At 35.8% G+C, this 21,797-nt stretch carries 18 protein-coding genes; 11 read left to right on the top strand and 7 right to left on the bottom strand.

From position 1 onward, the window contains the following. Positions 1-22 precede the first annotated feature (22 nt). The gene (locus AC6F34_RS02045) at positions 23-1,192 is read left to right on the top strand and encodes a D-alanyl-D-alanine carboxypeptidase family protein (protein ID WP_500768467.1); all 1,170 of its coding nucleotides are present in this window, start codon (positions 23-25) and stop codon (positions 1,190-1,192) included. A gap of 109 nt (positions 1,193-1,301) precedes the next feature. Here the strand turns inward: AC6F34_RS02045 and AC6F34_RS02040 are convergent, their stop codons facing one another. Then, the gene (locus tag AC6F34_RS02040; RefSeq protein WP_500768465.1) at positions 1,302-2,921 is read right to left on the bottom strand and encodes an ABC-F family ATP-binding cassette domain-containing protein; all 1,620 of its coding nucleotides are present in this window, start codon (positions 2,919-2,921) and stop codon (positions 1,302-1,304) included. A gap of 255 nt (positions 2,922-3,176) precedes the next feature. Between AC6F34_RS02040 and AC6F34_RS02035 the strand changes: the two genes are divergently transcribed. Further along, entirely contained in the window at positions 3,177-3,305 is a 129-nt protein-coding gene (locus AC6F34_RS02035) for a hypothetical protein (RefSeq protein ID WP_500768463.1), read from the top strand. 342 nt (positions 3,306-3,647) lie between these two features. On the opposite strand, the gene AC6F34_RS02030 is transcribed toward AC6F34_RS02035, so the two are convergent. Further along, complete coding sequence (locus AC6F34_RS02030; protein ID WP_500768461.1) at positions 3,648-4,247, bottom strand: SCO family protein; 600 nt, start codon at positions 4,245-4,247, stop codon at positions 3,648-3,650. Between the two features lie 221 nt (positions 4,248-4,468). After that, the gene (locus AC6F34_RS02025) at positions 4,469-5,953 is read right to left on the bottom strand and encodes an aldehyde dehydrogenase family protein (RefSeq protein ID WP_500768459.1); all 1,485 of its coding nucleotides are present in this window, start codon (positions 5,951-5,953) and stop codon (positions 4,469-4,471) included. Positions 5,954-6,182: 229 nt separating this feature from the next. Between AC6F34_RS02025 and AC6F34_RS02020 the strand changes: the two genes are divergently transcribed. Next, a complete protein-coding gene (locus AC6F34_RS02020) occupies positions 6,183-6,974 on the top strand; it encodes an ABC transporter ATP-binding protein (RefSeq protein WP_500768457.1) in 792 nt (263 codons plus the stop codon). Continuing rightward, positions 6,971-8,662, top strand: coding sequence for a putative ABC transporter permease subunit (locus AC6F34_RS02015; protein ID WP_500768455.1), 1,692 nt, complete (start codon positions 6,971-6,973; stop codon positions 8,660-8,662). The genes AC6F34_RS02020 and AC6F34_RS02015 overlap by 4 nt, the downstream gene beginning before the upstream one ends. Before the next feature lie 45 nt (positions 8,663-8,707). On the opposite strand, the gene AC6F34_RS02010 is transcribed toward AC6F34_RS02015, so the two are convergent. Then, positions 8,708-9,925, bottom strand: coding sequence for a NupC/NupG family nucleoside CNT transporter (locus AC6F34_RS02010; protein ID WP_500768453.1), 1,218 nt, complete (start codon positions 9,923-9,925; stop codon positions 8,708-8,710). Between the two features lie 222 nt (positions 9,926-10,147). On the opposite strand from AC6F34_RS02010, the gene AC6F34_RS02005 reads away from it, so the two are divergent. The 3 genes from AC6F34_RS02005 to AC6F34_RS01995 all read left to right on the top strand — a co-directional run bounded on the left by AC6F34_RS02005 (position 10,148) and on the right by AC6F34_RS01995 (position 11,843). After that, positions 10,148-11,320: an MFS transporter gene (locus AC6F34_RS02005; RefSeq protein WP_500768451.1), complete on the top strand. Its 1,173-nt coding sequence runs from the start codon at positions 10,148-10,150 to the stop codon at positions 11,318-11,320. A gap of 104 nt (positions 11,321-11,424) precedes the next feature. Beyond that, the gene (locus AC6F34_RS02000; RefSeq protein WP_500768449.1) at positions 11,425-11,607 is read left to right on the top strand and encodes a hypothetical protein; all 183 of its coding nucleotides are present in this window, start codon (positions 11,425-11,427) and stop codon (positions 11,605-11,607) included. Positions 11,608-11,645: 38 nt separating this feature from the next. After that, complete coding sequence (locus tag AC6F34_RS01995) at positions 11,646-11,843, top strand: cold-inducible protein YdjO-related protein (protein WP_500768447.1); 198 nt, start codon at positions 11,646-11,648, stop codon at positions 11,841-11,843. 40 nt (positions 11,844-11,883) lie between these two features. Here AC6F34_RS01995 and pepF read toward each other — a convergent pair whose 3' ends face one another. Both pepF and yhfH read right to left on the bottom strand, forming a co-directional pair. Then, on the bottom strand, positions 11,884-13,698 hold the full coding sequence (gene pepF, locus AC6F34_RS01990) for an oligoendopeptidase F (RefSeq protein WP_500768445.1): 1,815 nt from the start codon (positions 13,696-13,698) through the stop codon (positions 11,884-11,886). A 185-nt stretch (positions 13,699-13,883) separates the two neighbouring features. Continuing rightward, the gene (gene yhfH / locus AC6F34_RS01985) at positions 13,884-14,021 is read right to left on the bottom strand and encodes a protein YhfH (RefSeq protein WP_500768443.1); all 138 of its coding nucleotides are present in this window, start codon (positions 14,019-14,021) and stop codon (positions 13,884-13,886) included. Between the two features lie 249 nt (positions 14,022-14,270). On the opposite strand from yhfH, the gene AC6F34_RS01980 reads away from it, so the two are divergent. Both AC6F34_RS01980 and AC6F34_RS01975 read left to right on the top strand, forming a co-directional pair. After that, positions 14,271-16,436: a PAS domain-containing protein gene (locus AC6F34_RS01980; protein ID WP_500768441.1), complete on the top strand. Its 2,166-nt coding sequence runs from the start codon at positions 14,271-14,273 to the stop codon at positions 16,434-16,436. Positions 16,437-16,592: 156 nt separating this feature from the next. Further along, entirely contained in the window at positions 16,593-17,330 is a 738-nt protein-coding gene (locus AC6F34_RS01975) for a 3D domain-containing protein (RefSeq protein ID WP_500768439.1), read from the top strand. A gap of 54 nt (positions 17,331-17,384) precedes the next feature. Here AC6F34_RS01975 and AC6F34_RS01970 read toward each other — a convergent pair whose 3' ends face one another. Continuing rightward, the gene (locus AC6F34_RS01970) at positions 17,385-18,050 is read right to left on the bottom strand and encodes a hypothetical protein (protein ID WP_500768437.1); all 666 of its coding nucleotides are present in this window, start codon (positions 18,048-18,050) and stop codon (positions 17,385-17,387) included. 157 nt (positions 18,051-18,207) lie between these two features. Between AC6F34_RS01970 and AC6F34_RS01965 the strand changes: the two genes are divergently transcribed. Both AC6F34_RS01965 and AC6F34_RS01960 read left to right on the top strand, forming a co-directional pair. Further along, positions 18,208-20,388 (top strand): DEAD/DEAH box helicase, encoded by a 2,181-nt coding sequence (locus AC6F34_RS01965; RefSeq protein WP_500768435.1) that lies wholly within the window; start codon positions 18,208-18,210, stop codon positions 20,386-20,388. 20 nt (positions 20,389-20,408) lie between these two features. After that, the gene (locus tag AC6F34_RS01960; RefSeq protein ID WP_500768433.1) at positions 20,409-21,374 is read left to right on the top strand and encodes a ring-cleaving dioxygenase; all 966 of its coding nucleotides are present in this window, start codon (positions 20,409-20,411) and stop codon (positions 21,372-21,374) included. The last annotated feature ends 423 nt before the right edge of the window (positions 21,375-21,797 follow it).

Here is a 21,797-nt window from a genome sequence, read left to right as displayed (position 1 = left end):
GACGAGTATTGGATGTGTATGTATGAAGAAAATGGGCATATTGTTTTTCACTTGTATACTGTTTTTTCAACATCATGTAGCAACGTCTGCATCTGAACATGTTGAAAAGCCTTCAGTTATTAGTGAGACAGCTGTATTAATGGATTCAGAAACTGGAGCAATTCTTTATGGTAAAAATGAAAACGAAAAGATGTACCCTGCAAGCTTAACAAAAATAGCGACAGCGATTTACGCAATTGAGAATGGTAACTTAAATGATGTAGTTACAGTAAGTGAAGCTGCTAGGAATGCTGTTGGAACAAGAGTATACCTAGAGGCAGGAGAGCAAGTCACATTAATGAAATTAATTGAGGGAATGTTAATAAATTCAGGAAATGATGCCGCATGGGCGATTGCTGAACATTTACATGGATCGATTGAACAATTCTCTCAGCACTTAAATGAATATTTACATGAGAATATTCGCGTACATCATACAAATTTTACGAACCCTCATGGCTTATTTGATGAAGAGCATTATACAACTGCAAAAGATCTCGGCAAAATTACAAATTATGCATTAAAGAACAAAACATTTCAACAGATCTTTGGAAAGCGTGACCTTGAGTGGGTTGGAGAGTCATGGGATACGACGATTATATCTCATCATCGTATGGTAAATGGTGAGCTTCCATATGAAGGAGTCACTGGTGGCAAAACGGGCTTTGTTAATCAATCGAAGCAAACTCTAGCGACATCTTTTGATAATGGTGAATTGCAGATGACTGCAATTTTGCTTAAAGCAGATTATAAACAAGACATTTACAATGACACGATTCAATTATTCGACTATGGAATGGCAAACTTTGAACGAGTCATGTTGTTAGCAGGTGAAGTTTTTCATGAAGCTGACAAAGAGTATGTTCTTGGAGAGGATACGATGATTACAGTCCCAACAACAGGATTTAGTAAAGAATTATCCTCGTTTGGGAATTTGAAAATCTTGAATCAAGAGGATGAAACGCTTCAGCGAGTTCCGTTAGATTTACATGAAGAGGAAGAAGTAGTATATCCTTATCAGCAAGTCGCTGATTCTGACACTGTGGACGACTCTAATATCGTTATGATCCAGGCAGCTGTAGTAGCAGTAGTATTACTAGCAGTTATATTTGGAGTAAATCGTATGCGAAGCCGCAATAGAAGATACAGATGAAAAGATCCAAAGAGCATTTATTTGCTCTTTGGATCTTTTTTTATCTGAAATCTTATTGATTTAGCAGACTAAACATTCTAGCCGTTAAATAGAGTGTAGGGCATCTGCTTTATTTGTACATCTCAGCGATATTTTTCTGTAAGTTTACGTCTTCTAAATACTCATCATAAGACATTTCTTTATCGACGATGCCAGACGGTGTTAATTCGATGATGCGGTTGGCAATCGTTTGAATAAATTGATGGTCATGTGATGCAAAGATTAATGAACCTTTATAGTTTATTAATCCATTATTTAAAGCAGTAATGGATTCTAAGTCAAGATGATTTGTCGGTTCATCTAATAATAAAACATTTGCTCCACTTAGCATCATTTTAGAAAGCATGCAGCGGACTTTTTCTCCACCAGATAATACGCTCGACTTTTTAAGCACTTCTTCACCTGAGAAAAGCATTCTTCCTAAGAATCCTCGTAAGAAGCTTTCACTTTGGTCGTTTGGTGAGAATTGGCGTAACCAATCAACAAGGTTCTGTTCATTGTTTTCAAAGAACTTGCTGTTATCTTTAGGGAAGTATGCTTGCGAAGTTGTAACACCCCATTTGAATGTTCCTTCATCAGCTTCTAATTCACCCATTAAGATTTTGAATAATGTCGTTTTCGCAATTTCATTTGTTCCTACAAGTGCAATTTTGTCATCTTTATTCATCGTAAAGCTAATATTGTCTAATACTTTTACACCATCAATAGTCTTTGAAATGCCTTCAACTCGAAGCAGATCATTCCCAATCTCACGCTCAGGTGAAAAACCTACATAAGGATAACGTCTTGAAGATGGACGAATATCGTCTAACGTAATTTTATCAAGAAGTTTCTTTCTTGAAGTGGCTTGTTTTGATTTAGATGCATTTGCACTAAATCGAGCAATAAAGCCTTGAAGCTCTTTAATTTTCTCTTCTTTTTTCTTGTTTGCATCTTGTGCCATTCTTTGTGCTAACTGACTAGATTCATACCAAAAATCGTAGTTCCCAACATAGATTTGGATCTTCCCGAAATCTAAATCAGCAATATGTGTACAAACCTTATTTAAGAAGTGACGGTCATGTGATACAACGATGACTGTATTTTCAAAGTTAATTAAGAACTCTTCTAACCACTGAATTGCTTTAATATCAAGGTGGTTTGTTGGCTCATCTAGTAAAAGTACATCTGGTTTTCCAAATAGCGTTTGTGCTAGTAATACCTTTACTTTCTCTGCACCCGTTAAGTCAGCCATAAGCTTCAAATGCAAATCTTCCTCAATACCTAACCCTTTTAAAAGGATCGCTGCTTCTGATTCAGCTTCCCAACCGTTTAGCTCTGCGAATTCACCTTCAAGCTCAGCGGCACGAATCCCATCTTCATCAGTAAAATCAGCCTTCATATAGATAGCATCTTTTTCTTGCATTACTTCATAAAGGCGTGAATGTCCCATGATGACAACTTGAAGTACTTGATGCTCTTCAAATTCAAAGTGATCTTGTTTAAGAACAGCCAAACGTTCATCTGGTCCAATGCTTATATTTCCACTTTGAGCTTCGATATCACCTGATAAGATTTTTAGAAAAGTTGATTTTCCAGCACCATTTGCACCAATCAGTCCGTAGCAATTTCCTGGTGTAAACTTAATGTTTACATCTTCAAATAATTTTCTTTCACCGTATCGTAAACTTACATTACTAACCGTTAACATGTATTTGTATTCCTCCAACATTCTAATAAATCGTCTTATAAAGTACTGACGCTATCAAATTATAACATTTGTGGAGTTCAATCGCTAATAAATGTAGAGAATAATATTAACTTCAATCGTTTTAAAGGGAGACATTAAGGGTAAAGGTCTTTAAACTTGCAAATAAAATATAGATTTTAATAAATTGTTCATAGTTTCTTCATAATTATAGCGTACAATATAAAATAACAAGGCAAACAAAAGGGAGTTTTGTAAATGGCTAAGAAACAACTCGTTGAATTAGTAAGTCAATTGAGGAAATCAGGTATTAAAATCAGCTTCACAAAACCTAGATCAGAAGTGGTCTTGCCTATTCAAGCGACAAAAAGCTTAACAACGTCTTAATTGTAATGAAACATAGTATTTGAATTACATAGTTTATTAAAAAACGAAACAGAATAGGACTTACCTCGTGTGAAGTTCATGAATATGTTTACGAGGGGAATATTCAAAGTTAAATATCGCTCCAGTTGAATCTGCAATTATCATTTTAGGTCGACGCCTCAACTTTCACGGAATAACAATGATTTCTACGAGGAAGTGGGTTGTCTTTTCCAGCTGAAATAATTGCTCTGTACTTCTTGTCTAATGGTTCTTGTTAAGATTCATAAAATATCTACACAAGCTTAGTAAAAGTAAAAGTTTAATACAATCAAAAATCAGTGGGGCAAATTTCCCCACTGATTTTTATACATTTCGCTGTATTGTTTTTAATACATCTTCTTTATTGAAATCCTCACCCATAGGGAATTTTTTAATAAACTTATTATTTTCATCGACTAGGTAGACGAAGGTGGAGTGGATGAAGAAACCATCACCTGGATCTCTGTATTGAAATTGAAAGGCGTCAGCCAAACTTTGGATTTTATCTAAATCTTCTCGAATATGATCGCGATCTCCGGTTAATAAGACCCAGTTTCCATCATTGTTAATTTCAAAGTTATCCATATAGCTTTGCAACACTTCAGGTGTGTCACGATATGGATCAATTGTAACTGTTAAAAATTGCACATCTGTGCCAAATAACCCTTCATTTTCTAAGTCTTCTTGTAATAAGCGCATTTTATGAGTTGTAGTAGGACAAATATCAGGACAATGTGTGTACATAAATTCAATTAACTTAAGCTTTTGATCTGATTTTGAAAAATCATAAGTTTCGTTGTTTGCAGTGAGTAAAGTAATATCCTCAGGGATCTTTGCCGTTTGTTCTCTAATAATGAAATAAGAAATTCCTGAAGCAATTCCCACAAAGACAATAATTGTACAAATTAAGTAGATTTTTTTCATGAATACCCCTCCCATACTAAAGATATATAAAATAATTGGAAATTCCTATGGACAATATGTGAACATATTCAAAGTTAAATAAGATTGTCACATTAATAACAAAATTAGGGAGGGGATATTAATTTGATAAACAATATTCGGTTGTACGTTCAATCGTCTGACTCAACGAATACAATAGAAGAAGCGCAGGGCAGTCATTAACCGCCTTGCGCTTTTTATGTTTAACTCATTGAAATCCAAACACTTTTCACTTCAGTGTAATTATTCAGTGCATAAGAGCCCATTTCTCTGCCAATTCCTGATTGTTTATATCCACCGAATGGTGAAGCTGCATCAAATGTATTGTAGCAATTTACCCAAACTGTTCCTGCACGAAGATTGTTGGCGATATAATGGGCTTTGGCGATATCACGCGTCCAAACTCCAGCCGCTAATCCATATTCACTTTTATTTGCACGGTTCACCAATTCATCCAAATCCTCATAAGGCATAGCAGAAATAACAGGGCCGAAGATTTCTTCTTTTGCAATCGTCATATCATCATTTACATTTGCAAATATTGTTGGAGATACGAAGTAGCCTTGATCTTGTGGCTTCTCACCGCCTACAAGCAATTCAGCACCTTCGTCTAATCCTTTTTCGATGTAACCAAGTACACGAGATTGTTGTTCAGTTGAAACAAGTGGGCCGATTTCAGTATCTGCATGCAATCCTGCACCTTGTTTTATCTTTTTAGCATGACTGACCATATCCGCGACAACATTGTCATACTGTTTCTTTTGAATAAAAACTCGAGAACCAGCACAGCATACTTGCCCTTGATTGAACATCACACCATTTAATGCGCCCGGGATGGCTTTAGAAAGATCTGCATCTGGCAGAATGATGTTTGGCGACTTTCCACCTAATTCAAGCGTCACACGCTTTAGGGTTTTTGATGCATTTTTCATAATAAGCTTTCCAACTTCAGTTGAACCAGTAAACGCTACTTTATCAACTTGCGGATGGTCGACTAATGGCTGACCAGCTGTCTCCCCGAATCCTGGAACAATATTAATGACACCTTCTGGAAAACCAGCTTCGTCGATTAATTCAGCTAAGAACAAAGCGGAGAGAGGTGTTTGTTCGGCTGGTTTTAAGACTACCGTACATCCTGTTGCAAGTGCAGCACCTAGCTTCCACATAGCCATTAATAACGGGAAGTTCCAAGGGATGATTTGCCCAACTACACCAACCGCTTCATGTCTAGTATAGTTAAAGTATGGTCCACTGACTGGTATTGTTTGACCAGTGATTTTTGTACACCAGCCTGCATAATATCTCATATGTTCGACCGCTAGTGGGACGTCAGCATTTGTCGTTTCACGAATCGGTTTTCCGTTATCTAGTGTTTCAAGCTGAGCTAATGCTTCTTTGTTTTCTTCCATTAAATCAGCAAGTTTGTATATCAATCTACTTCTTTCTGCTGCGCTGATTTTAGACCAAGTGCCTTCATCAAAAGCTTTTCTAGCAGCCTTTACAGCTAAATCAATATCTTCCTTCTCTGCTTCATAAACATGAGCCAATACTTCACCAGTTGCTGGATTATAACTTTCAAAGGTTTTTCCGGATTTACTTTCTACAAATTGTCCATTAATGAATAATTTTTTCTTTCCAGATAAAAACTTTTCTACCTTTTCATTTAAACTTACTGCAATCTGACTCATTAACATTCCTCCTAATAAAATAGTAGTCTATGTTATTCATGATGCGACAGAAACCGCTTTCATATGTATCGTATCACTAGTAAAAATAGAAATCTAGAAATTTTAGACTAAATATTCTGATAATAAACGACAAGATTCATCAAAGTACATAAGAAATATGGGAGGTTATCGGTAAAAATATAGAAATAAGTGGTATAATTAACAATTATTAATAGCGAGGAGTGTTTAAATGAGTTTTCAAACGGCTATCAATGTGAAAAATCTAGTAAAGCGGTATGGGAGTCATACAGCTGTGAATGGGATTGATATACAAGTATCAAAAGGAGAGCTTTTTGGATTCCTTGGTCCAAATGGTGCTGGAAAAACGACCGCAATTAAGATGATGACAGGCTTATTAGAGCCAAGCAATGGAGAAGTAGAAATTGTCGGTCAGAATATGTGGAAGTCTCCGCTAGATGCAAAGCGGAAAATGGCCTATATTCCTGATTTTCCAGCTCTTTATCCTAAGTTAACAGGGGAGGAATACCTTCATTTTATTGCAAGTGTTTTTGAGTTGGATGATTCGATTTATGAAGAAAGAAAAACCAATTATCTACGTTTATTTGAACTAAATGGTCGAGAAGGCGATTTAATAGAATCGTATTCTCATGGGATGAAACAAAAGTTAAACTTATGTGCAGCATTTATACGTCAACCTGAGGTTTTATTTTTGGATGAGCCAACAGTTGGGCTTGATCCTAGGGCTGCAAAAACGTTGAAGACTTTATTGCGAACCTTTTGTCAAAAAGGGATGACTGTATTTATGACAACACATATTCTTGAAATAGCAGAAGGCATGTGTGACAGAGTCGCAATCATTCAAAAAGGGAAGATCATTGCACAAGGAACAATGGAGGAACTGAAGCAGGAGAAAAGCGATTCAACATTAGAAGATTTATTTTTGGAGCTAACTGGAGATGTGGACATTCAAAATCTAATCCAAGAGCTTTCGAAGGATAATGAAGAGGTGGATGTAAAGTGAAACCATTGTTGAGAATGTTTTGGCAACTGAAAAAGAATGAACTGAAGACAATGCCAGATTCATTAAAACTATCCATTGGTATCTTAGTTGTCATATCACTTTTCTTTGTTATCCTTCTCGGAGGACTGATTATGGATGTTGGGAGAGCATTTCCTAAGGAAGAATATATCGGCTTCTTTGCATTTAGCTTAATTGCTTTATGTGGAATGACTATCTTACTAGGGATTCCACAAGTGTTTAAAGAATTGTACGGCTCAAATGATTTATCTCTCTTATTCACATTACCGATTCATACAAAAAAAATCTTTTGGGTAAAGTTCTTAATGAGTTTATTCGGGATGCCACTAATTATTTTAGTTTTATCAACAGGCATATTTATCCTTTTTGGGCTAGGAGCGGGTGCTGGTCTTATTTTCATGCTAGTGGCACCAATCATTCTTTTCATTTTTTTACTATCTTCTATCGCAATATGTTATTTAATTAATTTGCTATTAATACAAATTATTCCTATTCATCGTGCAAAAGAATTAATGGTTGTGATGAGCACAGTCGCTGGTTTGTTATTCTATCTCTTAATTCAACTTCCGAATCTGTATTTTCATAGTAATAATCAATCTGGACAAGTGTTACTAGTTCCAGAATTCCCCTCATGGCTTCCCTTTGAATGGGGAGGACGAGTATTGAGTGCGATGATCTCATTTGAGCATTCTTTTATTATGCCATTTCTGTTGTTACTGATTGTAACAGGTCTTATTTTATTATTGACGTCATTGCTGATTGAGCGTGGATTTAGAACTGGATGGATCAGAATGAATGATGGAGAGCGACCAAATAAGAAAAAAAGGAAAAGTAAATCAAGGCCATTACAGCATCCAATCTTAGTAGTTGGAATAAAAGAATGGAAAATGATTCGACGTGATATAAAAGAATGGACTAATTTTATCCCAATGTTTATTTTTATGTTTTTCCCGATTATCAGTATGATTGGCAACAAGGATCAGCTTCACTTTTTATTAAATAATCCAGGTGTATCATGGGCAGTAGCTCAAGTGATGTTTTTCTTTATGTATACATTTTTAGCGGTTGGATTTTCATCACAATCAATTGCAAGAGAAGCACATGCCATTCATTTATTAAGAGTCCTACCATTAAGTGGAATGAACGTTGCGATAGGGAAGTTTTGGATGAATTGGATCATCCCACTGATGTTTATTTCGTTCATCCAGATTATAATTGGAATATTTTTAAAGTGGGGTGTGTTTGAATTAGCAGTTGGATTAGGTGTCATTTCGGTTATGTCTTTAGGACTAAATGGAATTGGACTTTATATTGGTTCAATTGGTGCAAAGTATAATCCGTCAAACCCTCAACAACGTTTACAAACGGGCAGTTCATTTTTTATGTTATTTTTATCCTTTTTATATTTTTTTATCGTTTCAATTCCTGCGGTCATTTTTCTATTACCAACTAATTTACTTGAGGTTCTAACGACAAATGATATGAGTTTTGGATTTCTTGATTTATTCATCGGATTATTAAAGCTTAAGCTGGAAAGTCCAATCATAGTTAAAGGGATTTCAGGAATGCTCGTCGTTCTATTCTCGTTCAGTGTAGCGATCTTTACATTGAGATTAACGGCAAAACAAGTGGACAAAGGAATTGAAATTCAGTTTACGTCTGAAAAGTAAAAAGGTTGAGGTGTATCCTACGCACCTCAAACTTTTTTACTATAGTTACATTAACATTCCTGCCATTGCTGCACTTAACAATGAGGCAAGTGCTCCAGCAATAACTGCTTTAAATCCAAGTTTAGCAATGACTTCACGTTTGTTAGGAGCCATGCTACCAAGTCCGCCAAGCAAGATTGCCATAGAGGAGATATTAGCAAAACCACAAAGTGCAAAGCTAATGATTGCAGCTGTTTTAGGTGTAAAATCTGCAATATTCGGTCCGAAAGAAGAAAACGCAACGAATTCATTTAAAACAATTTTCTGTCCGATATATCCGCCGGCTTGTACAGCTTCTGCCCATGGTACACCAATTGCAAATGCAATAGGGGAGAAAATGAGACCAAGAATTTGCTCTAGTGTAATATCCCCATAGCCAAACCATCCGCCAATATAGCCAATAATTCCATTTAACAATGCGATCAAGGCAATAAATGCTAAAAGCATCGCTCCGATGTTCGCAGCAAGCTTTAATCCATCGGATGCACCTTTTGCTGCGGCATCCACCACATTAGTAGTATCTTTATCTCTTTCAATCTTAATATCACTTGCAGTTACACTTTCTTCTGTTTCTGGAATCATTATCTTTGCCATAACAAGGCCAGCAGGAGCAGCCATAAAGCTTGCAGCGATTAAATATTCTAGAGGGACACCAAGTAAAGAGTATCCAATAAGCACAGAACCAGCAACAGAAGCTAAACCGCCTGTCATTACCGCAAAAAGCTCTGAACGAGTCATTTTCTTAATAAATGGGCGAACAACTAGAGGAGCTTCAGTTTGTCCCACAAATATATTTGCCGCAGCAGAAATTGATTCAGCTTTACTAGTTTTTAATAATTTGGCAAGTCCGCCACCAATAAATTGAATAATGATTTGCATGATACCTGTGTAATATAAGACAGATATAAGGGAAGAGAAGAAAATGACGATCGGCAATACTTGAAAAGCAAATATCATTCCAAGATTTGCTTCTTCCTGAACGATTCCTCCGAATAAGAAGGAAATCCCTTCATTTGCATAGTTCACAATATCAGCAATCACAAAAGTGACTTGTTGTAATAGTTTATTTCCGAATTCCCACTTTAATACGATGAATGCAAATGTAAATTGAATCAATAAACCAATTAAAATTGTTCTAAAATTGATTGCTTTTCGATTGTCAGATAAAAGAAATGCAATCATTAATACCGTTAAAATTCCGAAAATTCCCCAAATAATGTTCAAAATTGCCACCTCATTTATGTAAAAGATATAGGGGATAAGAGATATGATGTCTGACATCATACATCTACTCTTCATATTGTAACATGATTACGCTTACAAACAAGCTTTTTTATATTTTGCGAAAATATTGGAAAATATTTATGATGAAAACCACCTAATCGATTGTGTGAGTGATAAAATAGTATAGGCTCTATACAAAATCTTAGGAGATACAATCACCTTATGAATTCTATAAAAAAAACGATTATAACAATGCAAGGCTTTTATTTGCTTGCTTTTTTTGCTGTTGGTAGCTTAACACCCTTATTAAGTGTTTACTTAAGCGAAGTCGAGCAATTAAATGGCTATGAAATTGGTGTCATAATGTCGATCAATCCAATCGTCATGATTTTTTTCCAACCGCTATGGGGTATGATCAGTGATCGTTTTAAGGCACCTATACAAATATTAGCTGCAACAACTATGTTAACAGGGGTATTTGCACTAGGATATGTCATCTTTTCTGGCTACTATTGGCTATTTGTCATTTCTGTGCTTGTTGGTGTTTTTCAAAGTGCGATCATCCCTCTATCAGATAGTGTATCCATTCAATATGCCAGTAAACACCGATTATCATATGGAAACATTAGGATGTTTGGTTCAATTGGGTTTGCAATCGGTGTATTTTTGATGGGGCGTTTCTTTGAATGGAATCCTCAAGTGATTTTTTGGGCTTTCTTTGGTTCTTTAGTTCTTGCTTCGTTCATTTCAATTAAAATGCCTGCTGAGAAACCAAAGCATCGTTACAAGATAACGAGCGGATTAAAAGAATTATTACGAATGAAAAAATTCATATTATTTCTACTTATTACCTTTTTAATCTTCGGTCCAAACTTGGCAAATAATGCTTATTTCGGATTGTTTATTGAAGGAAGTGGGGGGACTTATGCAGGAATCGGTGTTGCATTTTTAATCGCTGTTCTATCAGAGGCTCCTTTTATGAAAGCTGCTGGGCAATTAATGAAGAAACTTGGATTGTTACAAGTAAGTTTATTTGCTGCTACAGTCTCATTGATTCGATGGATATTTTACTTTACAGAACCTAGTTTATGGTTAGTCTATACAACAGCTATTTTGCAGGGAGTATCGATCGGTCTGTTTATTCCAGCAGGACTTCAATATATTAAAGAGCTTGCTCCAGTGCATATTACAGTGACAGCCGTGACCATTTATTCTGCAGTTGGAAATGGCTTTGGCAATTGGTTTGCTACTTTTTTCGGAGGCATTATTTTAGAGGAGTTTTCTATCTTTAAGGTTTACTTCTTCTATGGGTTATTATCAATGATCGGTGTAATTTTATTAGTTTGGTTAATTCGAATAGAAAAACAAGAGAAAAAAATAGTTCAAGTAACGTAAACAAAGCCAAGCTCAAGGTGAGCTTGGCTTTGTTTTTCTATTCATTTGAATGAAATTGGTAGGAGTTGTATACACTATGTGTGACTATATGAGGAGGGATGAAGATGAAATCCGAAGAAAAGCAGAATAATCATCCTAAAAAAAAGCTTGAGCAAATTCATCATTCAAACCTTTACATGGACGCCTATCCAATATTTGATGAAGAGTATGGAGCTGAATATGTTGAAGGAATCGACATTGCAATTCCTCGAAATAAAAAAGAGCTTGCTACAAAAAGAAAAGGATAAACGAAAAGAAAACATGCAAACTATTGAAAAAAGGGGCGGTGATTATTTTCTTTAATCGAAAAGCAATGGATGATAAACCAGAAGTCGTGATGTTAGATACTGAGGTATACTCCTGTGTGGAAGATCAGTGTAATGGATGGATGAGAAAAGACTTTGTATCAGATGATTTAAAGTGTCCGTTATGTGGAAATGGGATGAATCAAGAAATGAGAGAGCTTCCGGAAATCCAGTTCTAAAAGTAGAAAAGCCTAGATTCTAGGCTTTTCTACAACAATTTTATTTATAGCTATCCACCAATTGGTCTACTAAGTCTCCAACATAAGATACAGCTTCTGAAATTGAATCAGGCTTTGACATATCGATTTTGGCCATTTTTAATAACTCTAATGGCTTTTTCGTTCCACCAGACTTTAATACATCTAACCAACGTTGAACTGCAGGTTCTCCTTCTTCTTGTATCATTTTCGATACAGCAGTTGAAGCAGTAAGCCCCGCAGAGTAAGTGTAAGGGTATAAGCCCATATAATAATGAGGTTGTCTCATCCATGTTAACGCAGCTTCCTCATCTATATGAACAGCATCTCCCCAGAAGGATGATAGCACATCATGTTTTTGCTCACTTAAAGATTTCGCTGTTAGTGGTATCCCTTTTTCCGCCATTTCATAAACGCGTCTTTGGAATTCTCCTTCTAACAAGTGTGTTACAAAGTTATGATAATATGTTCCTAATAACTGAAGAATCACCCAACGTTTCATACGTACATCTGTAGTGTTTTTCAGCAAATGTTGTCCAAGTAGCATTTCATTTAATGTTGAAGGGGCTTCAACAAAATAAGTGGACGGTCGAGTATTAAATATACGTTGGTTCTTATTTGCAAGATAAAAATGACCTGCATGACCCAATTCATGTGCTAAAACAAATGCACCTCGCATCGTATCTGTCCATGTAATTAAAATGAATGGGTGGCTACCGTATGGACTTGAACAGAAGGCACCAGTTGCTTTCCCTACATTATCAGCCAAATCAACCCAACGCTCTGATAATCCTTTTTCCATAATTTCTGTGTATTCTGGTCCCATTATAGAAAGAGCTTCTAGAATCGTTTTGCTAGCTTCTTCATAGGTTGTTTTTGGATTAAATTCAGGATCAAGTGGAGCTTTAAGGTCATAAAAATGAAATTCATCTAAACCTAGAATTTCCTTCTTTAATTTCGCAAATTTCCTCATATGAGGAGCAAGCTCTCTTTGAATAATTGATAGTTGATTGTTGTACATTTCCTTTGAAACATACTGTTGTGCTAGGAGCATATCTGTAACCGATTCATAGCCACGAAGCTTCGCCATGGCAACTTGCTTCTTAACTTCTGCAGAATAACCAGAAGCAAATGTGTTTTTATATTGATGTAGGACAGAAGAGAATGATTTAAACGAGTTACGTCTGACTGAAGGTGATGTAGAAAATTCATACTTATCTTCAAACAATGCAAATCCATTTGCATATTCGTTTCCGTCATCATCATTGAACGTTGGGAATTGCATATCTGCAAGCTTTGCTGATTGATACACTTTATAGGGTGAATCATGAATCTCACCTAAAGCAGCCAATGCTTCTTCTGTTTCAGGAGAGAGGCGATAGTCCTTCTTTGCGATTAAATCATTCAAGAACAATTCGAATGCTTTAAGGCGATCATCCTCTTGGAGAAACGATGAAATCGTTTCTTCTGATAGCTGTAAGATCTCTGATACGATAAAAGCTATGGTTGCATTCGCTTTTGCACTTAAGCTCGCGTACAGCTGAGAATTTCCTTGGTTTAATGGATTCGTTCCATCTTCCGATTGTCTTAGAGACGTATACGCGCCAGATTGAACTAATCGAATCATTAATTGTTCGTATGAAAGCAAACAATTTGCTAATGTTGATGCATTTTCATGTAATCGACCTTTAAATTGAGAAATCTCTTCAAGATCACTCTCTATGTATGACAACTCTTTCTTCCATAAATCTTCGGTAGGAAACAAGTCTTCAATTTTCCATTTCGATTCTTCTGATACTTCATGACGTTCTAATCGTTTTTCAACAATTTTTTCCAAGGATACCCCTCCATTTTCAAATATTTCGGTTCTCAAATAATTATACATGAAGTCTACTAGTCGATGTATATATTTTTAGAATATTTATTATATAAAGAAAATAAACAAGTGTCTTGGTATTGTATCATCAATACAATACTTACATAAAAAAATCGATGGGGAAATTCCCTCATCGATTTAAGCTGTTACTCCATTTTCTTTGATAAGCAACGATCACATTCCATTAAATAAGATTCAGCTTGCTCTTGAACTTGTTGACCACATTCAGGACATAACTTTTTTGGCATGTTTCTAAAAAATTCAACTGGACTTTGCATTTTCATTATAATCCGCTCCTTATATAATACAATTTAAATTATTATCATCTGTTATGATACAGTATACACTGTTTATCTGAAAATGTGTACTATAAATGTGTATATTTTTAGAAAATTAATTCTTTTTTAGCTTTTTTGCATATGACCTTTCATCATTGCTTCAATTCAATTAATATTTATATAGAACAAGAACGGATTGTATAACTTAGACAGGATATACTTTTTAGGAGCACTTAGATTTTGAGGTGAAAGATAATGGAAGAATTTATTCGATTTAGCCCGATTTTATTTATAACGTCAATTATGTTAACTTTTTTGACTACATATACAGGATTGGATTTATTTACACATATTTTAAAATCAGAACGAAATAAGAAATTTTTATTTTTAGGTGGCTCTTTTTCGATAGGAGTAGGTATTTGGTTATTAAACTTTATTGGCATGATTTCAATAAATTCGGAAGGTGCAACATCCTACCATAACACATTGACATTTCTTTCGGCTCTATTTAGTATTTCGTTTACTGCAATGGCCTTCTATTATGTAATGAATCAAAAAAGAAGGGTTGTTCAAATTGTCTTAGGGGCAACATTTTTATTGATTGCACACCTTGCTACCCATATTACTGGTATGTTTGCAATGGGCTATGCGATTTCATTTGATTGGATATTATTCATTATTACAATGGTTATAACGTTTATTTCATATTATTTTTCATTATGGCTGTTAACATTTTATGAACGAGTCTCACCGGCAAATAATTGGTGGTTAAAGCCACTTAGTGCCGTTATAATGACTGCAACTAATATACAAGGTTATCTTTTATTCCTACGCTCAACTTATTTTGAAAGTGATTATACAGCAATGCAAAATGATGCGGCTTCAGACCATTTAGTCATCTACATAGGCATCTTTATGGCAATTTTTATCCTCACGGGCTTGATAGGATCAAGTAGCATAGTGAGTCAAAAGCTAGCAGAGAAAGATGATTATCTTCAAGATATCTTAACCGCTTTAAATGAATCATCGATTGTTGCAATCACTGATGCTAAAGGTATTATTTTGTACGTGAACGATAAGTTCACAGAGGTTTCAAAATATGAAAAACATGAATTAATTGGACAAAGTCATAGGCTGTTAAATTCTAACTATCATACTGATGAATTTTATCGTGATCTTTGGGAAACGATCTCCAAAGGGAATGTTTGGTCTGGTGAAATAAAGAATATAGCAAAGGATGGATCTGATTATTGGGTTAAGACGACAATTGTGCCTTTCTTAAACAGCAAAGGGAAACCGTATCAATACATATCAATTCGTACGGATGTAACTCATGTTAAGAGAACTGAGGAAAAACTAAAAGGAAGCTTGCGAGAAGTAAATGATATTACATTTGCGCTTCATCAGTCTTCAATTGTTGCGTTTACAGATGCAAAAGGAAAGATTACATCTGTTAATGAGATGTTCTGCCAAATATCTAAATATAAGCGAGAAGAATTAATTGGTAAGGATCATGCTGTGTTAAATTCTGGTCATCATTCAAGTTTATTCTTTAAAGAAATGTGGAAAACGATAGGAACAGGTGCAGTTTGGAAAGGTGAAATCAAAAATATAGCGAAGGATGGTACATTCTATTGGGTTGATACGACGATTGTCCCGTTTTTGAACAAGAACGGAAAGCCGTACCAGTATTTATCTATTCGTAATGATATAACGGAGAAAAAAGAAGTAGAAGAAGCACTACATAAGCAAGACAAGCTTGCAGCTGTTGGACAATTGGCTGCTGGGGTTGCTCATGAGATTCGTAACCCTCTTACATCGATGAAAGGTTATACTGAGTTTTTACTTTTGGACGAAGAAAAAGAAGATCGCCGTGAATATTTGGAGATTATTCTGGATGAGATCAATCGTACGAACAATATAGTCGAGGACTTTATGGTGTTAGCAAAACCGAATATCGTTGATTTAGTCGAAAATAATATCGTTGAAATCATTGGAAACACGCTGTCAGTAATGGAGCTTGAGGCAAAGAAGAGGCATGTTTCATTTGAATTTCATCCACATCAGGCAAATATTCATGTTTTCTGTGATGCGAATCGATTAAAGCAAGTTTTTCTAAATCTTATCAAAAACGCAATTGAGGCGATGCCATCTGGTGGGACGATTGTTGTAAAGACGCACGTCATAGAAAATGAGCTGTTCTTGTCATTTAAAGATGAAGGACTTGGAATACCTGCAAGCTTACTTTCACAAATTGGTCAGCCATTCTTCACAACAAAATCATCAGGAAACGGCCTTGGGTTAATGGTTAGTTATAAAATAATTGATAATCATCAAGGACGAATTGAAATTGACAGCAAGGAAAAAAACGGTACAACGTTTACAATTGTTTTACCAATGGAAAAAACGGAATATGCCTAGTAATAAGTAACATCGCTTTGTTATAATGTCATCGTCTCGTTATAAAGCTGTTAGGACTGTTATCATATTATAAACTGCTTGTTCTTTTTGTACCGATAATTCATGTTATGCTAAATCTCGTTAGCTACATAAGAAAGCTAAGGAGGTTTTTCTAACATGAAAAAAACATTAGTATCATTCGTAACTGTTGCGGCGATATTCGGAGCAGCAGGGGGAGTAAACGCAAAGGCAGAAGAAATTAAGGTCCAAAAAGGAGACACGTTATGGGGGCTCTCCTCTAAATATGAAGTAAGTGTAGAACAAATCAAAGAATGGAATGATCTTCCTTCATCGGATATTTATGTTGGTGATGTACTAAACATTAACCCTAAAGAAGTGTATGTAGTGAACACTGGAGATACATTATGGAAGATCTCACAGGAATATGATGTGACCGTTGATTCTATTAAACAATGGAATAACTTAAAGTCTGACGTCATTTACCCAGAACAACAAATAACACTTTATCCAGGTGCTCCCGAATCAACAAACATGAAAGAAGGTAATGAAACTGTAGCTAATCCTTCTAATAATGTCGAAGAATCAACTTCTAATCAGGAAAGTGGCAATGTTATGATGATGGAAGCAACTGCTTATACAGCAAATTGTGAAGGCTGCTCTGGGATTACAGCAACAGGAGTAGATTTGATTAATAACCCGAATCAAAAAGTAGTTGCTGTCGATCCAGACGTGATTCCTTTAGGGACGAAAGTTCATGTTGAAGGATATGGTGAAGCAATTGCAGCTGATACTGGTGGTGCAATTAAAGGAAACAAAATTGACGTATTCATCCCTAGTAAAAGCGATGCGATTCAATGGGGAAGAAAAACTGTGAAAGTAACAATATTAGATTAATAGAGTTAGAGGAAACGGCAGTGCATTGGTACTGCCGTTTCATTATGGCTTAAATTATTTTTTCTCATCATGCTTTATAAAAAATGACTGAACTGGTCTAAACATTTGCTCAAGGCTTTTTTCAATGATTTCTGCCAAATGATTTGTTCGTTCAAACAATGTGATTTTTAAATGATCGAGCTGTCTTGTTATTTTCTGTGATAAAGCCTCCTGTTCATCAAGCCGCTCCATTACGGTTGTATGAAGGATATCTTGGTTATTTAACTGCTCCTCAATTTTTTCAATTGAACTCGTTTGAGCTTCAATCTGTTGTTTGATTTCAAGCTCAATAAGCTGTTGTTGCTCTAGCTTTCTCTCAAGAGCTTTTGACTCAGCTTCTTGAATGGATAATTGCTCAAGAATCTCATTGAGTTTATTTGATTTTATTGAAAATAGATCGTTCAGCTTATGTGACATTTCTTCTAATTGTTCAAGCTTTTCGAAATGTACATTTTGATTTATTTCAAGGTCTTGTGCAATTTCATATGATTGATGTTCTATATTATTCAATTGAAGTGAAACTCTATTAAAATTACTCTTCAAATTAGAATGAACACTCTCCATTTGCCTCTGTTGTTGATCGAGTAGCTCCATTAAATAATTTCTTCTGAATACATGTTGATTTGTTTGAAGCTCGCTTATATTTTCGCTAAATATAATCGGTCTCGAATGCTCTGCCATCTTATTGATTCCTCCTATAATGCAGTAAACTTTTCAATATCTTATGTAAATGCACTAGAAATGGTTGCAATAATAGGCAATAACCTAGTAACATGCAATCATTGGACTAATCATACGTACTGTGAAGAAGTAGTGAAAATGAATGAGGGAAAAGGTTATGAAATCGAAAGACTATATAAAAGAGTGGACGAAAGCTCTTCAAGCAGAGATTTATTATTTAAAGACATATGGTAGTACAAAATACAAATTAATGAACGGAGTATTGATTCAACGTTCAGAAAATCAATATTTGTACTTTTTTGAAACAACAACTGAAATGAAGGCAAGCATTGGTTCGATGGTCAAGTTAGAATGGGGAGTAAAGCCTTTATACGGAAGGCTGCAATCGAGTGGTGACGGAAGGGTTCTTCTATCACTTGATGTCTATTTAGGGGAAGAGTTATCTGAAGTAATTTGTACATACGACCCGTGGGAGCTATTGGATCAATTAATTGAAAGGCTAAATTCTATCAGTAAAAGCAAACGAAAACGTTCGCGAGTGATCAAAACAATCAATCCCGCGGAAAAAACGAGACATCCAGAAGAGAAAATCAAGTCGAGTGTCCATGAGCTTGTATTAAGATCAAAGTATAACGATGTAACTTATGTTTGGGGGCCACCTGGAACAGGAAAAACTTATACATTAGCAAGATGTGCAGTCAACAAGATGGAAAAAAATCTAAAAATATTGGTTGTTGGTCAAAGTAATCAGGCTGTGGATGTCTTTTTAATTGAAGTTTATAAGTTTTTACATAAGACTGACCTTTTTAAGGAGGGCAAGCTGCTTCGCTATGGAACGAATAGAAGCGAGCTGTTAATCGATTTTCCAGAGATGACATCAGACTATCTACTAAAAAAGCAATCGAGCTCAGTACATGAAAAGTTAGAAAGTTTAACGAGAGAACGGCGGTTGCTTAAGCAGGATCTAGGGAAATCATTTTCTAAGCGAGATTCAAATCAACTTGTTGAAATTGAGAAAAAGATTGGGTCTTTAATGGAGAAAATTAGACAAAAAGAAGTAAAACTTATAAAGGATGCAAGCCTTGTTGGCGTTACTTTAGCGAAGGCAGCATCAGATCCAGCAATTTATGAGAAAGAATACGATCTAGTCATACTAGATGAAGCAAGCATGGCTTATGTACCACAGGTTGCATTTATTTCTTCTTTAGCGAGTCATGCGATTATATGCGGTGATTTCAAACAATTATCACCGATTGCAAGTGCAAAACACGCACTTGTGGAAAAATGGCTGAAGAAGGATATCTTCTTCCACGCTGGAGTATCAAAGCAAGTGGAACAAGGTACTCTTCACCCACAAATGTTTATGTTAAGTGAGCAACGAAGAATGCATCCTGACATTTCTGCGTTTACTAATAAGCATGTTTACCATTCTCTCGTTTCAGATTATAAGTGGATGAAGAGGGATCGGAAGGAATTAGCTCACCTATCTCCTTTTTCAGACCATGCATCGGTTTTACTAGATACATCTGGGTTAGGTTCATATAGTTTGACAGAGAAGAACAATAATTCAAGAATAAATATGATGAATATCTGTTTAGCTATACAGCTGATTATTGAGGCAATACATGCTGGTGCAGTTTCAATCGGATACATGACTCCATATAGAGCCCAAGCAAAATGGATGGAACATTTAATCAAAGAGGTTATCCCACTAAAAGACCGCAAATCGATTGAAATAATCATTGCGACGGTTCACCGTTTCCAAGGGAGTCAATGTGATGCAGTAATCTTCGATTCTGTTGATAGTTATCCTTTTACACGTGCAGGCTATTTATTAACGGGTCAGGAAAGTGAGCGATTATTAAATGTTGCAATCACTAGAGCAAAGGGGAAGTTTATACATCTCGCAGATAGAGCTTTTGTTCACAAAGCTGTAACTAAAGATAAGTTATGGCGGAAATTAGTTGAATTCCAAGAAGATAAGCAGTTGGTAGTAAACCGAGGGCAAATAGGTACATGGATCAACCAGCATCAACCTTCATTAAGATGGATACATGCTTTAAAAACGGAAATCATTTTTACAGATTTAAAACAGGCAAGGTCGATTGAGTGCTACATACCTGCTGGGAAGGGAATACCGACTGAATGGAGAAATAAAATTCTCAATTATCGAGGTGAAATAAAGGAAACAAGCAGCCCATTTCCATTTATCATTGTGAACAATCAAAAAGTTTGGTTAGGGATGCCATATGAAGCTGTATCAAATACGCTGCCTCCTTCCATTGCAATTGGCATTGACTCACCTTGGCTAGCCGCAATGTTAAAAGCAACATTTTAAATATAAAGGATGGAAATAAAATGAATCGAAAACCTTTAGTAGGACATCACCATATTTCTGCTCGTACAAAGGATGCTAGTGCGAATTATTCGTTCTATCATGAAATATTAGGATTAAAGCTAGTGAAAAAGTCAGTCAATCAAGATGATCCGACAATGTATCATTTATTTTATGGAGATCAAGTTGGTTCACCAGGTACGGAATTGACATTCTTTGAAATGCCGATGATTGGAAAAACACATGAAGGGACGAATTCAATCTCTAATACAGCATTACTCGTACCTTCAAATGAATCGCTTAATTATTGGAAAGACCGATTTGATACTTATAATGTAGATCATCATTTTGGAGAAAATATAAATGGTGAGCAAGAGCTTTACTTTCAAGATTTCGAAGGACATAGAATGTCTATGGTTGCTGATGGAACTGCTCCGGTATTAAACGAAATTAATGTATATAACGGTAATGGAGTGGAAGAGCAGCATGCAATACGTGCAATTGGTCCAATCACATTAACGGTTAAAGTATTGGAAAAAACGGAAGCCTATGTAACGAACCTACTAGGATTTGAAAAGGTCGTTCAAAAGGAAAATGGCTATAAAGAAGCTTTATTTACGATTCCTTCTTTAGGTTCATCATCGTACATTCATGTGATTGAACGGAAAGATTTGCCAGTTGAAAAGCCTGGGAAAGGTAGCGTCCATCACTTAGCACTTCGTGTACATGACCTTGACGAATTAAACAAATGGGCATCATTTTTAACTAAAGAACGAATCGCCCATACAGGTGTGAAAGATCGCCACTATTTTCAATCATTGTACTTCCGTGATCCGAACGGGATCGTTTTTGAGTTAGCTACAGATGGCCCAGGCTTTACAATTGATGAACATAAGGATGAGCTAGGAAAGAGATTATCGCTACCTCCGTTTTTAGAGGAGAAGCGTGAAGAAATCGAAAAACACTTAAAATTGAAAAGCAATTTTTAATGGGTGTGGGATTAAATATAGTTTGAGATCACGCAAAGCGGCTTGAGATCAGAATGGTGTAGTTTGAGATCACGAAACCTGATTTGAGATCAAAACGGGGTAGTTTGAGATCATGCAAAGTGGCTTGAGGTCAAAACGAGGAAGTTTGAGATCACGCAAAGCGGCTTGTGATCAGAATGGTGTAGTTTAAGATCACGAAACTTAATTTGAAATCAAAATTGGGTGGTTTAAGATCACGCAAAGTGGCTTGAGATCAAAACAATGTAGTTTGAGAGATCACGAAACTTAATTTGAGATCAAAACAATGTAGTTTGAGATCACGCAACCTGATTTGAGATCAAAATGGGGTAGTTTGAGATCACGCAACCTGATTTGAGATCAAAACAATGTAGATTGAGATCACGCAACCTGATTTGAGATCAA

It is taken from the genome of Niallia sp. CD-39 (assembly GCF_059874745.1).
Note: the sequence above shows the minus strand (reverse complement) of the source record. Positions and strands in the feature narration are given on the sequence as shown.